Source organism: Streptomyces actuosus (genome assembly GCF_016921115.1).
In the GTDB taxonomy this organism is placed as follows: domain Bacteria; phylum Actinomycetota; class Actinomycetes; order Streptomycetales; family Streptomycetaceae; genus Streptomyces; species Streptomyces actuosus_A.
Genome location: NZ_JAFFZS010000001.1, coordinates 548667 through 561511 on the forward strand (window position 1 = coordinate 548667; position 12845 = coordinate 561511).

Genomic DNA, 12845 nt, shown 5'->3' on the forward strand with positions numbered 1-12845 from the left:
GCCTGGTCGGACCGGTCCCGCAGGCAGCGGGCAGCAGGCAGTGGCGAGGTCGGCCACGGGGGATCCCGGCCCTGTCGGCCGCGTCGCGGACCGCCGGCGGCCTTGCGCGGTCCGGACCATGACGCTCAAGGACACGCCCTGTTGGGGACGTTGACAGTGGATCAGCGGCGCATCAGGGTGGGCGGAGGTTCGGACCGGTCCGTCCACGGGGAGTCCCGGAGAGGCTGCTGCCATGATGCGCACGCTCGGCGTCGCCGTCGTCGGGTTCGGCTGGATGGGACGGGTGCACACGCGGGCCTACGCGCGCGTGGCGCACCACTACCCGGAGCTCGCGGTGCGCCCGCGGCTGGTCGCGGTCGCCGATGAGGTGCCGGGGCGGGCGGAGCGGGCCGTGGAGCTCTTCGGCTTCGCCACCGCCACCCGCGACTGGCGCGAGGTCGCCGCCGATCCGCGTGTGGAGGCCGTCAGCATCACCGCGCCGAACTTCCTGCACCGCGGGATCGGCACCGCGATGGCCGAGGCCGGCAAGCACATCTGGATCGAGAAGCCGGTGGGTCTGACTGCCGAGGACGCCCGCGCGGTCGCCGCGGCCGCGGCCGCGGCGGGAGTGCAGGGCGCGGTCGGCTTCAACTACCGCAACGCACCCGCCGTGGAGGCCGCCCGCGATCTGATCGCCTCCGGCGGCATCGGCAGGGTCGCGCACGCGCGGGTGCGGCTGTTCAGCGACTATGCGGCCGACCCTGAGGCCGCGCTGACCTGGCGGTACGAGCGCGAGCGCGGCGGCAGCGGGGTGCTGGGCGATCTCGCCTCGCACGGCGCCGACCTGGCCCGCTTCCTGCTCGGCGACATCGCCGCCCTCACCGCCGACACGGCGATCTTCCTGCCGGAGCGGGCCCGGCCGACCGGCGACACCGCCGGCCACGCCCGTGCCGCGGGCGGTGCACCCGGCCGGGTGGAGAACGAGGACTACGTCGGCTGCCTGCTGCGATTCGCCTCCGGTGCCCGTGGCGTCCTGGAGGCGTGCCGGGTCTCGGTCGGCGAGCAGAACGCGTACGGCTTCGAGGTGCACGGCACCCGGGGCGCGGTGTTCTGGGACTTCCGCCGGATGAACGAGCTCGGCGTCAGCCGGGGCACCGGCTACCGGGACCAGCCCGTCGGCACGGTGTACGTCGGCCCGGGCGACGGCGAGTACGGCGCCTTCCAGCCGGGCGCGGCCAACGCGATGGGGTACGACGACCTGAAGGTGATCGAGGCCCACCGGTTCCTGCGCTCGGTCGACGAGGGCACCCCGTACGGCACCACCCTCGACGACGCCGTGCACAGCGCCGCCGCGGTGGAGGCGATGGCGCGTTCGGCGGTCGACGGCACGTGGGTCAGTCCGCGGACCTGAGCCCGAGCAGGGGCACCCCCGCGGCCAGGGCGTCGGCGATCCGTCGCGGCGGGACGTCCAGCGGACCCGAGGTGCGGGCCAGGAGCGGGAGTTCGACCTGGACACCGCCGCCCCGGGTCAGGTTCACCGGATTTCTGGCGTGCAGGCCGCGCAGGGCCACCGGGATCGCGCCGAGGTCCGTGACCGCCCGGAACTCCGGGCGCAGTGTGCGCAGTGCGTAGGCGAGCCGGCGCGCGGCGGACCGGTTGCGGCCGCCGAGGAACACGGTGCGCGGCGCGGCGCGGCGCAGATGGCCGTGGAGCGACACGGTGACCGAGACGTGCTCCAGGAACGCCTGCAGCAGCTCGCAGTGGCCGACCGCCATGCGGGGGGAGGGAAGATGCACCGGATCCCGGACACCGGGCTGCCGGAACACCAGGCTGGTGGCTCCGCAGCGCTCGGCCACCGTCTCCGCGAGTTCGCCCGTGCCGCCCTCGTTGTCGGCGTGCAGTGCCAGCAGTCCGGTCGCGCCGCGCCGGGTCAGGGTGACCGTGAACGGCACACCCTCGATCTCCACGTACTCCGTCCGTCCGCTCATCAGGGCTTCCCCTGCCCGCCGGGTCCGCCCGGCGCCGTCCCGTCCGCCGCGCGAGGCCGCACGGTGAAGGGTGCCACCGCCCGGATCACGGACGGCGGAGCGGGCTCCACAGGTGGGCTCGCGGGCCCCGCGTACGAGGATGCGGGCTCCGCGAGCGCGGGCTCCGCGAGCGCGAGAGGCCCGTGGGCGCGGGGCCCGGTCCTGTGGACTCCGCGGACGTCCTGGCACAGGTCGCGGTGCGGAGTGGCAGACGGGCGGGGCGCGGACGGCACCGGGGCTTCGCCCATGGCGCCCACCCGGTCGGTGAGCCTCCCGGCCGGGCCCGGCCGGTGCGCGCCCTCGCGGATCGGGAAGGGGTGGCCCATGTGCCGGCTCCTCCCGGGGTTCGTGACGGGTCTCCGCCTGTTGTCCGACTGGTTTGTCAGGACAAGAATGGCAGCGCCGAGCAGGCCTGTCATCGTGCCCCCCCCGCACCGGCCCGGCTCCGCGGCGGCCCGCGGCAGCGTCCGCAGGCGGGGCAGGATCGTCCGGCCGGAGGAGATCGCCGCCCGGGGTCCCCGCCGTGCGGCCGGACCGGGACCGTCCGGTGACCGGCGGGTGATCGACTGGGGGCCGGGGGCGCCCCGGCGGTCCCGGCGCGACACCCCGTCAGCACTGTCCGCACCCGCGCGTCCAAGGAGCAGCATGCGAATCGGAATCCTCGGCCTCGGCCGTATCGGCGCCTTCCACGCCGCGACCCTCTCCGGGCTCGACGCCGTCGAGTCGCTCGTCGTCACGGACCCGTTCACCGACGCGGCCAAGGCCGCGGGCGAGCGCTTCGGTGCCGAGGTCGTGGACTCACCCGAGGCCCTGCTGGCGTCCGGGGTGGACAGCATCGTCGTGGCGGCGGCGACCGATGCGCACCCGGCGCTGATCCGGGCCGGCGTCGACGCGGGTGTCCCCGTCTTCTGCGAGAAGCCCGTGGCCCGCACCATGGCCGGGGGCACGGAGGTGCTGAAGGCCGTCCAGGACCGGGGGGTCCCGGTGCAGATCGGCTACAACCGCCGCTTCGACGCCGGGTTCCGCACCGCACGTGCCGCCGTGCGCGCCGGGGCGCTGGGCACCCTGCACACCGTGCGGTCCACGACGCTCGATCCGGCGCCGCCCCCCGCGGCGTACATCGCGGCGTCCGGCGGGATCTTCCGCGACTGCGCGGTGCACGACTTCGACATCATCCGCTGGGTGACCGGGCGCGAGGTCGCCGAGGTCTACGCCGCAGGCGGCAACCGCGGCGCGGCCTACATCGCGGAGGCGGGCGACGCCGACACCACCGCCGCGCTCCTCACCCTGGACGACGGCACCCTCGCGGTGGTGTCCAACTCGCGCCACAACGGGCGCGGTTACGACGTCCGCATGGAGCTGCACGGGTTCACCGACTCCCTCGCCGTAGGTCTCGACGACGGGCTGCCGCTGCGCTCGGCCGAAGCGGGTGTCGCGTTCCCGGCCGGCCCGCCGCACGCGTTCTTCCTGGACCGCTTCGCCGCCGCCTACCGTGCCGAACTCGCCGTCTTCACCGAGGTCGTCGCCGGCACCCGGCCGTCCCCGTGCACCGTCGAGGACGCTCTGGAGGCCGGCTGGATCGCCGAGGCCTGCACGCGGTCGCTGCACGAGCGCCGGCCGGTGGCACCGGCGGAGGTCCGGTCGCGCTGACCAGGGCGTGTTTCGACAGTGGCGTCGTCCGCCCGGAGTGCGGTGTTCGCGGCGTCCGGTGCGGTGCGTCGCGCGGTGGAGGGTCGCCCCGCGTACGGGGTGATACGCGGGCGATCCCGCCGACCGCGTCCCAGCCTCACCGGGCACTACACCTACCGCGCCGGGGCGGTGCGCGCGTGCAGATGGCCGTCGAGGGGGTGCGCGGGCGGCACGGCGGGCAGCACCGTGACGAGGTCGTACCCGCAGGCGCGGGCGACCCGGCAGGAGGCCGCGTTGTCCACCTGGTGCACCAGCTCCAGGCGGGCCGGCCCCTCGGCGCCGAACGCGTCGAAGGCCCACACGGTGAGCGCCCGCAGCGCCCGGGAGGCGACGTGCCGGCCGCGCGCGTGGGCGGCCGTCCAGTAGCCGACCTCGGCGACGGGCAGACCCGGGGTGCCGTACTTGAGGACGACGTGCCCCACCAGGTCGTCGCGCGCGCCGTCCGCCCGAGGTTCCGTCACGGCGAACGCGAACCGCCGGCGCGTCTCCCGGCCGCGGATCTGCTCCCGCAGCCAGCGCTCCGCGCTCGTCTCGTCCTCCACGGGAAAACCGGTCCAGCGGCGCAGGGCGTCGTCGCGGCCGAGCGCGGCCAGGTCGGCGGCGTCCGCGAGGCGCCAGGGACGCAGGGCGAGAGCGGGAGCGGTGGAGGTGGCTGGTGCCTCCAGGCGTACGGTGGGCAGGTCCATGGCAGGAGCGTACGCGGCTGCCGGGCGGGTGCCCTGCTCGGGACGGTCCACCGGGCAGGTCGCGCCGTCCGGTGGGGTGCGGCGCGCGGCGGAGCGCGGGGCGCGTCCCGTCGGTGGGCGGAGCGGGCGGCACCCGGCAGGGGTGGCGGAATGCGGTGAGGGCCGGTGGGGCGGTCGGGTGCCCGGGGCCTTCCGGTCACCGCGCCGGGTCACTGGAAGACGGCCAGCGGGCGCTCCACGATCGTCTCCCTGGTGTCCGGGTCCCAGCTCGTCACCTTTCCCCGGCAGTGGGCTCGGAAGACGCCCTGCAGCGGACGGGGACTTCTCGTGCGCGTCGACCATGCGTCCACCGGTCAGCGTCGCGATCCGTCGCAGTGCGGTGGCGTCGGCCTCACCGAAGTGGATCGGGTGGGTGGGAACGGCGCGGGCGGCGGCCGGGCACGCCCGGTACCGCTCGGTGAACGCGGTGGCGCCGAGGCCCGCGTTGTTTCGAGGTGTGACGGCCTTTTGCGGACCGGGCTCCTCAGGCCCCGCAGGAGCGCAGGAACCTCCTGGTGCGTTGCGCGATCGGCAGCGGCCGGTCGGGGGCGCAGGGGTACATGTCCTGCTCGACGATGGCGAACAGCTCCACCCCCAGCGCCTGGGCTGCGGTCAGAACGGGTTCCAGGGCCGGCACCCCGGAGGGCGGTTCGCACATCACTCCGCGCTGCACGGCGGGCCCGAAGGCGATGCCGTTGTTCACCACGTCGGCGAGGATCTCCGGGTCGACCTGCTTGAGGTGCAGGTAGCCGATGCGCTCGCCGTAGGTCTGGATCAGCTTGACGCTGTCGCCGCCGCAGTAGGCGTAGTGCCCGGTGTCCAGGCAGAGGTTGACCAGGTCGGAGTCGGTGGCGTCGAGGAAGTGCTCGACGTGGGTCTCGGTGTCGAGGTGGGTGTCGGCGTGCGGGTGGACGACGATGTCCAGGCCGTAGGTCTCCCTCACGCGGTGGGCGAGGCGCTCGGTGCCCCGCGTGAGGTGGGCCCACTGCTCGGCCGTCAGCTCCGGCGGCTCCAGGATCCGCGCGGTCCTGTCGTCGCGCCAGAAGGACGGGATGACGACGAGGTGCCGGGCGCCCATGGCGCGGGTGAGGGCGGCGACCTGGCGTACGTGCTCCCAGGTCGACTCCCATACCGACGGTCCGCGGTGCAGGCCGGTGAAGACCGTGCCGGCGGAGACCTTCAGGTCCCGCCGGACCACCTCGTCGGTGAGCCGGGCGGGGTCGGTGGGCAGGTAGCCGTGGGGGCCGAGTTCGATCCACTCGTAGCCGGCTTCGGCGACCTCGTCCAGGAAGCGGTCCCAGGGCACCTGCTGCGGGTCGTCCGGGAACCAGACGCCCCAGGAGTCGGGGGCGGAGCCGACGCGGATGCGGTCGAGGGCGGCGGGCATGTCAGGGCGTTCCTTCCTCGGTGCCGGTCGTCACCGGCGCGCAGGGGTCCCCCTCGGGGGGTCCCTCGGCGCCCGCGTGGTGGACCTGGGCCAGTTCGTGCTCGAGGGCGGCGAGTTCGGCGCCGCCCGCCATGTGGTGCGTCAGCTCCTGAAGGCTCACCTCGCTGCGGTCGGCGGAGAGTTCGAGGGTACCGAGGCGCAGCACGCTGAAGTGGTCCCCGACCAGGTAGGCGTGGTGCGGGTTGTGGGTGACGAGGACGACGCCGAGGCCGCGGTCGCGGGCGGCGGCGATGTACTTGAGCACCACACCGGACTGCTTGACGCCGAGGGCGGCGGTGGGCTCGTCCAGGACCAGGACGCGGGCGCCGAAATGGACGGCGCGGGCGATCGCGACGCACTGGCGCTGGCCGCCGGAGAGCGTGCCGACGGGCTGTTCGAGGTCGTCGAGGGCGATGCCCATGCTGCGCAGTTCACTGTCGGCCGTCCTCTTCATCGCCGCGATGTCCAGGCGGCGGAAGGGCCAGGGGCCCCTGGTCGTCTCGGAGCCGAGGAAGAAGTTGCGCCACACCGGCATCAGCGGGACGGTCGCCAGGTCCTGGTAGACGGCGGCGATGCCCCGGTCGAGGGCGTCGCGGGGGCTGCGGAAGCGGACCGGGGCGCCGTCGACGAGGAACTCGCCCTCGGTGTGTCGGTGCAGCCCCGAGACGATCTTGATGAGGGTGGATTTCCCGGCGCCGTTGTCGCCGAGGACGCACGTGACCCGGCCGGGGCGGACGGCGAGGTCGACGTCGTGCAGGGCGCGGACGGCGCCGTAGGACTTGCCGGCGCCCCGCAGTTCGGCCAGGGGCGTCCCACCCGGCGGGGGTGTGCCGGCGGCTGCGCCGCCGTGTGTGCCGATGGCGTCGGTGGTCATGGCGTCACCTCCGGGAGGCCGTGCGCCGGACGTACAGGTTGACGAGGACGGCGCCGAGGAGCATCACGCCGAGGAAGGCCTTGAACCAGTCGGGGTTCCAGCCGGCGTAGACGATGCCCTGGTTCACCAGGCCGAACATGAAGGCGCCGAAGACCGGGCCGACGGCCGAACCCTGGCCGCCGGTGAGCAGGCAGCCGCCGATGACGGCCGCGGCGATGTAGATCAGCTCCTGGCCGACGCCCTCGCCGGACTGCACCGTGTGGAAGGAGAACAGGTTGTGCATGCCGACGAACCAGGCGCCGAAACCGACCGCCATGAACAGGATGATCTTGGTGCGGTCCACGGGGACGCCGACGGCGCGGGCGGATTCCCGGGCGCCACCGACCGCGAAGACCCAGTTGCCGAACCGGGTGCGCAGCAGCACCCAGGTGGCCAGCGCCGCGAAGAGCAGCCACCACAGCACGGTGGTCTTCACCTGGACCCCGCCGACACCGAACGACGAGGCGAAGATCTGCCGGGCCCGGTCGAAGCCGTCCATGTCGCTGATGTCGTCGGTGGCGACGTTGCCGGTGACGCGCTTGGTCACGGCGAGGTTGACGCCCTGGAGGATCAGGAAGGTGCCGAGGGTGACGAGGAAGCTGGGCAGGCCGGTCCGCACCACCAACCAGCCGTTGAGGGCACCGATCGCCAGCGACACCAGCAGGGCGACGACGACGCCGGTCCAGACGTTCACCGTCAGCTGGTAGCTCAGCATGCTCGCGGTGAGCGCCGAGGTGATCACGGCGACGCCGGAGGACAGGTCGAACTCGCCGCCGATCATCAGCAGGGCAACGGGCAGGGCCATGATGCCGATGGTCGAGGACTGGTAGAGGATCGTGGCCGTCGAGCCGCCGTGGCGGACGGCCGGAGCCGCGACGAGGAAGAAGACGAGGACCGCCAGGGCCCCGAGGAGGACGCCCACCTCGGGCCGGGCCAGCAGGGCGACCGCCGGGGAGCGGCGCCGGGCGCGGTCGCTCCCGCCGCCGCCCGGGACCGGCGCGCCCGCTCCCGGTGCGCCCGGGGCAGGCGGGGCCTGCCGGGCCGTGCTGCTCATCGGGTGCCCTTCGCGGCGAAGGCGTCGATCCGGGCGACGTTCCCCCGGTCGACGAAGGCCGGACCGGTCAGCACCGGCTGCTCACCGCCGCCCAGGTAGTTGCCGTTGGTCCGGTACAGCCACAGGGAGTCGACCGCGAGGTAGCCCTGGAGCCAGGGCTGCTGGTCGACGGCGAACTCGATACTGCCCCCGGCGATCGCGCCGGTCAGTTCCTTGTTCAGGTCGAAGGTCACCACCTTCGCGCTGCTGCCGGCCTCGGCGACCGACTGGGTGGCGGTCAGCGCGATCGGGGCGCCCAGCGCGACGACGTGGTCGATCGAGGGGTCCTGCTCGAGCTTGGCGGTGACGGTCGCCTTCACCGACGGCATGTCGGCGCCGTTGACGTAGAGGTTCTCCACGGTGCCGGAGAACGTCCCGCGCACGCCGTCGCAGCGCTGGGTGAGGCCTATGTTGCCCTGTTCCTGGACGACGCAGACGGCGTTCTGCGCGCCGGCCTCGTTCAGCCGGCTGCCGAGGGCCCGGCCCGCCACGGTCTCGTCCTGGCCGAAGAACTCCAGCAGGCCCAGCTTCTTCCACTCGCTCAGCCCGGAGTTGAGGCCGACCACGGGGATGCCCGCCCTGCGCGCCGTGCCGACGACGTCCTTCAGGGCGTCCGGTTTGGCCAGGGTGACCGCGATGCCGTCCACCTTCTGGTCCACGGCGTTCTGGACCAGATTCGCCTGACCGCCCGCGTTCGGGTCGGCCGAGTAGACCAGCCTGATGTTGTCCTTGGCCGCGGCGGCCTCGGCGCCCTTGCGGACGATGTCCCAGAAGGTGTCGCCGGGCGACTGGTGCGTGACCAGGGCGACGGTCATGCGGGGCGTGGTGGCCTTGCCCGCGGAGGCGCCCGCGCCGCCCTCCTCGGCCTTCTTGCCGCCGGAGCCGCTGGAGCAGCCGGCGAGGATCAGGACCGCCGCGGCGGCCAGGGCGAGGGCGGGGGCGAGTCCGCGGGGGCGGGCGGGGCGGGCAGAGCGGGCAGAGCGGTCCATCTCTCCGGCACCTCACTGTGCGACGGGGGAAGGGTGGAATCGCGGCGGGAGGATCGCCGCGGCCGTGCTGATGCGCTGGGACCGGATCCAAGTCCTCGGCATGCCCAGTGTCAATACTTTGTCAGGACATCATTTCAGCGACAGGTTCGAATGTCCGTACAAAATGTTGACAGCGTCGGCCCCGGCGCCTACACCTGGGAGGCGGCAGGGCCATCGCCCCCGCATCGAGGAGCGTCGCGCATGTTCGATCTGATCGCCATGGGCTGTACCGGAGTTGATCCGTACCCCCCGCGGCGCCGCGTACCCCTGGAGCGGGTGGGGAGCTTCGACGGGTACCCCGGCAAGGTGTTCGGCTCCGAAGTCCCTGCCGCGTCCCGTCCCACCCGCCCGTCGGTGAGGACCGCACCCGCGGCGCCCGGCGGACGCCTCCCGCGGTACCGCCGGACGGAGCCGCGGTCGTGACCATCGGCATCCCCGACCTGGTGTCGGTCCGCGCCCGGCACCCCGAGGCCGTCGCCGAGGCAGCGGCCCGGCGCTCGCGCCGCCCCCTGGTGCGCGACGGCGGCCGTCTGATGATCGTCGCCGCCGACCATCCGGCGCGCGGCGTCCTCGGCGCCGGCGACCGCCCCCTGGCCATGGCGCATCGCGCCGATCTCCTTCGGCGGCTCTGCGTGGCCCTGTCCCGGCCCGGCGTCGACGGGGTCCTCGCCAGCGCCGACGTCCTGGAGGACCTGCTCCTGCTCGGCGTGCTGGAGGACAAGATCGTCATGGGCTCGATGAACCGCGGTGGACTGGCCGGGGCGGTCTTCGAGATGGACGACCGCTTCACCGGCCACCGCGCCGCCGACCTCGCCCGGCTCCGCTTCGACGCGGGCAAACTGCTGCTGCGCATCGACCACACCGACGCCGGCTCGCTCACCACCCTGGAGAGCGCCGCCCGCGCCGTCGACGACATGGCAGCGCACCGGCTGCCGGTGTTCGTCGAGCCGTTCGTCTGCCGTCGGGTCGACGGCCGCGTGTGCAACGACCTGTCGGCCGAGGCCGTCACCCGCTCCATCGCCATCGCCTCGGGCCTGGGCGGCACCTCCGCCTACACCTGGCTGAAACTCCCCGTCACCGACGACCCGGACGACATGGCCGCGGTGCTGGAGACCTCGAGCCTGCCGGCCGTGCTGCTCGGCGGGGACGTCGGGGCGGACCAGGAGGCCGCCTACGAGCGGTGGGGCAAGGCGCTGCGCCTGCCCGCCGTCCAGGGCATGGTGGTCGGCCGCTCGCTGCTCTACCCGGCCGGGGGCAGCGTCGCGGAGGCGGTCGACACGGCCGTGGGGCTGTTGTGACCCGGAGGCACCGCATGACGTACCACCTTCCCGCGGGCACGGCGGCCGCGGGCCCCTGCACCGTCGACATCACGCCCGAGAGCGCCGGCTGGGGCCACGCCCGCCTGCGGGTCCTCGACCTGCCGCCGGGCGGCAGGTACGCCTTCGACACCGGCGACAGCGAATGGATCGTGCTCCCGCTCGCCGGTGGCTGCACGGTCGCCGTCACCGACGACTTCGGCGAGAACTCGTTCGAGCTGGCCGGCCGCCGGGACGTCTTCAGCGGCGTGAGCGACTTCGCCTACGCACCGCGCGACGCCCGTACCGCCCTCACCTCGGCGGACGGAGGACGCTTCGCGCTGACGGGCGCCCGCTGCTCCCGCCGGCTGCCCACCCGGTACGGCCCCGCCTCCGAGGTGCCGGTGGAACTGCGCGGGACGGGCAGCTGCTCGCGCCAGGTGAACAACTTCGGTGCGGCCGAGGTGTTCGGGTGCGACAAGCTCATCGCGGTCGAGGTGATCACACCCGGCGGGAACTGGTCGTCGTTCCCGCCGCACAAGCACGACGAGCACCGGCCGGGCGAGGAGTCGGAGCTGGAGGAGATCTACTACTTCGAGTTCGCCGCCCACGGCTCCACACCCGGCCTCGGCTACCAGCGGGTCTCCCCCTCCGGCCGGGGCCGGGGGACGGACGTGCTGGCCGAGGTCCGCGACGGGGACGTCGTCCTGATCCCGGACGGCTGGCACGGCCCGTCCATGGCCGTGCCCGGCCACCACATGTACTACCTCAACGTCATGGCCGGCCCCGAAACCGAGCGGGCCTGGCTGATCCGCGACCACCCCGACCACGCCTGGGTGCGCGACACCTGGCCCGGCCGGCCGGTCGATCCGCGGCTGCCCCTGTACACCGCCCCGGCCGGCCCCTGACGAGGCCGCGCCGTCCGCCCTGCCGCGCGATGCCCCTCGGGCACCGCACACGCCCGGCGCCCACCACGTGCCGGTGTTCGCGTTCGTGGCCCTCGATGTGCTGTCCGCACTGCTGGCCTCGGTCCTGCTGCTCGCCCTCTTCGACCGCCGGCTCGTCCCCGCCCTGCTCCCCGCCGCCTGGGTGGTCTGCCTTTCAGTGCAAACGGGTCTGTGCACAGCCCTGCCTGCGGTCCGGGATGGACGAGTCCACCGGGTCCTGCGCTCCGCGGCCCTCGTCTCCGTGGCGGGGAGCGTGGCGTGGTGGTTCGCGCCGGGCGTCGGCCTGCTGCACGACACGCTCTTCGCACTGCCCGTCACCGTGTCGGCGACGCTGCTGCTGCGGCAGGCGAGGCGCCTGCGGATGCGGACGGCCGCCGCGGCTACCCCCTGCGCACCCGCTTCAGCCGCTTCGCCACCCCGGCGCTGATCCGCCCGGTGGCGTAGCCGGTCCCGCACACGAACCGCAGCAGCGGCCCGAAGGTGGGGGCCGCGGACAGCCCGGTGAAGAACAGGCCGGGCACCGAGGCCTCGAAGCGGGTCGAGAGCCACGGCGCCCCGGAGACGGTCACGGCGACCTCGCGACGCAGGTCCGGGCTCAGCACCCCCAAGCGGCCCAGGTCCACCCGGTATCCGGTCCCGGCGATCACGTGGTCGACCCTCAGCAGGCGGCTGGACCCGTTCGATCCCCGCAGCTCCAGACGTACACCTCCGGCCCCGTCCGGTGCCGCCGAGGCGATGCTCGTGCCGCAGCGCACCGAGACGGCCCCGTCGATCCGGTCGCGGAGCCACCACGCGCCGTGCGGCCCGAGCACGGTCCGCAGCACCTGCTCGCGGACGTCTTCGGGCAGGTGCCGGAAGACGGCGGGGCCCTTGCAACTGGCCACCAGCGGCCAGCCCTCGCCGAGGAGGGAGTTCGGGGCCCTCAGCCGCTCGCTCAGCGGTCGCTCCTCCGGCCAGTCGGTCCACGGGGCCTCGTCGAAGGCCAGCGCGGAGGTTCGGGCGAGCACCGTGGCCCGGGCACCCGCCTCGTGCAGCAGCGCCGCGCTCTCCAGCGCCGACTGCCCCGCCCCCACGACGGCCACGTGCCGCCCCGCGAACGGCGCGAAGTCGACGTGGTCGGCCGTGTGGGAGGCAAGTCCGTCCCGGGCGAGGGCGGTGAGTTCGGGCGGCATGTGGGCGAACTCCGCGGCGCCCACGGCCAGCACCACGGCACCGCTGCGGAACTCCTCGCCGGACTCCAGGACGACCCGGAAGCCGCCATCGGATGCCCGGTCCACCTGGCGCACCGTCACCCGTTCGAGTTGCGGTGCGGCGTACCGCTGGAACCAGAGCCCGTACCGGACGAACTCCGACAGCGGCACCGGGTCGCGCAGGCCGCGAGGCGCCCGCCCCTCGATCGCGGCGAAGTCCTGCAGTCGATGTCCGGGACGTGGCGAGGCGATGGACGAGGACAAGGGCGACGACTTGAGGTACATGCCTTCGGGCATGTGGCTGCGCCATCCGCCCATCGGCTCCCCGAAGACACGGAGAGGGATCCCGCGGTCGTTCAGGTGCGCCGCCGCGGCCAGGCCGTACGGTCCGGCTCCGACGACCGTGACGCGCTGCAAGGTTGCTCCTGGCGAGTCCACGATCCGCTCCCTGTCGGGCGGGCTGTCGGGCCGGTCTCCCCTCTCCGCACCCGGATGGGCGTACATTTACGCCGTATACGTACAGACTGCGCCCC

The 12845-nt window shown here is 74.0% G+C and carries 13 protein-coding genes; 5 read left to right on the forward strand and 8 right to left on the reverse strand.

Annotated elements, in window-relative coordinates:
- Window positions 1–232: 232 nt before the first annotated feature.
- Window positions 233–1390: a Gfo/Idh/MocA family protein gene (locus tag JS756_RS02405; protein ID WP_205381190.1), complete on the forward strand. Its 1158-nt coding sequence runs from the start codon at window positions 233–235 to the stop codon at window positions 1388–1390.
- Here JS756_RS02405 and JS756_RS02410 read toward each other — a convergent pair.
- Both JS756_RS02410 and JS756_RS02415 read right to left on the reverse strand, forming a co-directional pair.
- The gene (locus tag JS756_RS02410; RefSeq protein ID WP_205381191.1) at window positions 1374–1967 is read right to left on the reverse strand and encodes a poly-gamma-glutamate hydrolase family protein; all 594 of its coding nucleotides are present in this window, start codon (window positions 1965–1967) and stop codon (window positions 1374–1376) included. The two genes, JS756_RS02405 and JS756_RS02410, sit on opposite strands and share 17 nt — an antisense overlap.
- Window positions 1967–2332 (reverse strand): hypothetical protein, encoded by a 366-nt coding sequence (locus JS756_RS02415; RefSeq protein WP_205381192.1) that lies wholly within the window; start codon window positions 2330–2332, stop codon window positions 1967–1969. Before JS756_RS02415 ends, JS756_RS02410 begins: the two co-directional genes overlap by 1 nt.
- Before the next feature lie 319 nt (window positions 2333–2651).
- Between JS756_RS02415 and JS756_RS02420 the strand changes: the two genes are divergently transcribed.
- Window positions 2652–3656, forward strand: a complete 1005-nt coding sequence (locus tag JS756_RS02420) for a Gfo/Idh/MocA family protein (protein ID WP_205381193.1) — start codon at window positions 2652–2654, stop codon at window positions 3654–3656.
- A gap of 152 nt (window positions 3657–3808) precedes the next feature.
- Here JS756_RS02420 and JS756_RS02425 read toward each other — a convergent pair whose 3' ends face one another.
- From JS756_RS02425 to JS756_RS02445, 5 genes are all read right to left on the reverse strand, one after another.
- The gene (locus JS756_RS02425; RefSeq protein WP_205381194.1) at window positions 3809–4381 is read right to left on the reverse strand and encodes a GNAT family N-acetyltransferase; all 573 of its coding nucleotides are present in this window, start codon (window positions 4379–4381) and stop codon (window positions 3809–3811) included.
- Between the two features lie 523 nt (window positions 4382–4904).
- The gene (locus JS756_RS02430; RefSeq protein ID WP_205381195.1) at window positions 4905–5807 is read right to left on the reverse strand and encodes a sugar phosphate isomerase/epimerase family protein; all 903 of its coding nucleotides are present in this window, start codon (window positions 5805–5807) and stop codon (window positions 4905–4907) included.
- 1 nt (window position 5808) lies between these two features.
- The gene (locus JS756_RS02435) at window positions 5809–6720 is read right to left on the reverse strand and encodes an ATP-binding cassette domain-containing protein (RefSeq protein ID WP_205381196.1); all 912 of its coding nucleotides are present in this window, start codon (window positions 6718–6720) and stop codon (window positions 5809–5811) included.
- 4 nt (window positions 6721–6724) lie between these two features.
- Window positions 6725–7813 carry an ABC transporter permease gene (locus JS756_RS02440; protein WP_205381197.1) on the reverse strand — a complete coding sequence of 363 codons (1089 nt, stop codon included), beginning with the start codon at window positions 7811–7813 and terminating at the stop codon, window positions 6725–6727.
- Entirely contained in the window at window positions 7810–8841 is a 1032-nt protein-coding gene (locus JS756_RS02445) for a substrate-binding domain-containing protein (RefSeq protein ID WP_205381198.1), read from the reverse strand. Before JS756_RS02445 ends, JS756_RS02440 begins: the two co-directional genes overlap by 4 nt.
- 458 nt (window positions 8842–9299) lie before the next feature.
- On the opposite strand from JS756_RS02445, the gene JS756_RS02450 reads away from it, so the two are divergent.
- The 3 genes from JS756_RS02450 to JS756_RS02460 all read left to right on the forward strand — a co-directional run bounded on the left by JS756_RS02450 (window position 9300) and on the right by JS756_RS02460 (window position 11549).
- A complete protein-coding gene (locus JS756_RS02450; RefSeq protein WP_205381199.1) occupies window positions 9300–10178 on the forward strand; it encodes a Cgl0159 family (beta/alpha)8-fold protein in 879 nt (292 codons plus the stop codon).
- Between the two features lie 14 nt (window positions 10179–10192).
- Window positions 10193–11083, forward strand: coding sequence for a 5-deoxy-glucuronate isomerase (gene iolB, locus JS756_RS02455; protein ID WP_205381200.1), 891 nt, complete (start codon window positions 10193–10195; stop codon window positions 11081–11083).
- A 73-nt stretch (window positions 11084–11156) separates the two neighbouring features.
- Entirely contained in the window at window positions 11157–11549 is a 393-nt protein-coding gene (locus JS756_RS02460) for a hypothetical protein (protein WP_205381201.1), read from the forward strand.
- Here the strand turns inward: JS756_RS02460 and JS756_RS02465 are convergent.
- Complete coding sequence (locus JS756_RS02465; RefSeq protein ID WP_240203103.1) at window positions 11503–12729, reverse strand: FAD-dependent oxidoreductase; 1227 nt, start codon at window positions 12727–12729, stop codon at window positions 11503–11505. The genes JS756_RS02460 and JS756_RS02465 overlap by 47 nt on opposite strands.
- Window positions 12730–12845: the final 116 nt, after the last annotated feature.

Coding starts and splice junctions, on each gene's coding strand:
- JS756_RS02405 (WP_205381190.1), top strand. CDS start 233: ATGATGCGCACGCTCGGCGTCGCCGTCGTCGGGTTCGGCTGGATGGGA.
- JS756_RS02410 (WP_205381191.1), bottom strand. CDS start 1,967: ATGAGCGGACGGACGGAGTACGTGGAGATCGAGGGTGTGCCGTTCACG.
- JS756_RS02415 (WP_205381192.1), bottom strand. CDS start 2,332: ATGGGCCACCCCTTCCCGATCCGCGAGGGCGCGCACCGGCCGGGCCCG.
- JS756_RS02420 (WP_205381193.1), top strand. CDS start 2,652: ATGCGAATCGGAATCCTCGGCCTCGGCCGTATCGGCGCCTTCCACGCC.
- JS756_RS02425 (WP_205381194.1), bottom strand. CDS start 4,381: ATGGACCTGCCCACCGTACGCCTGGAGGCACCAGCCACCTCCACCGCT.
- JS756_RS02430 (WP_205381195.1), bottom strand. CDS start 5,807: ATGCCCGCCGCCCTCGACCGCATCCGCGTCGGCTCCGCCCCCGACTCC.
- JS756_RS02435 (WP_205381196.1), bottom strand. CDS start 6,720: ATGACCACCGACGCCATCGGCACACACGGCGGCGCAGCCGCCGGCACA.
- JS756_RS02440 (WP_205381197.1), bottom strand. CDS start 7,813: ATGAGCAGCACGGCCCGGCAGGCCCCGCCTGCCCCGGGCGCACCGGGA.
- JS756_RS02445 (WP_205381198.1), bottom strand. CDS start 8,841: ATGGACCGCTCTGCCCGCTCTGCCCGCCCCGCCCGCCCCCGCGGACTC.
- iolB (WP_205381200.1), top strand. CDS start 10,193: ATGACGTACCACCTTCCCGCGGGCACGGCGGCCGCGGGCCCCTGCACC.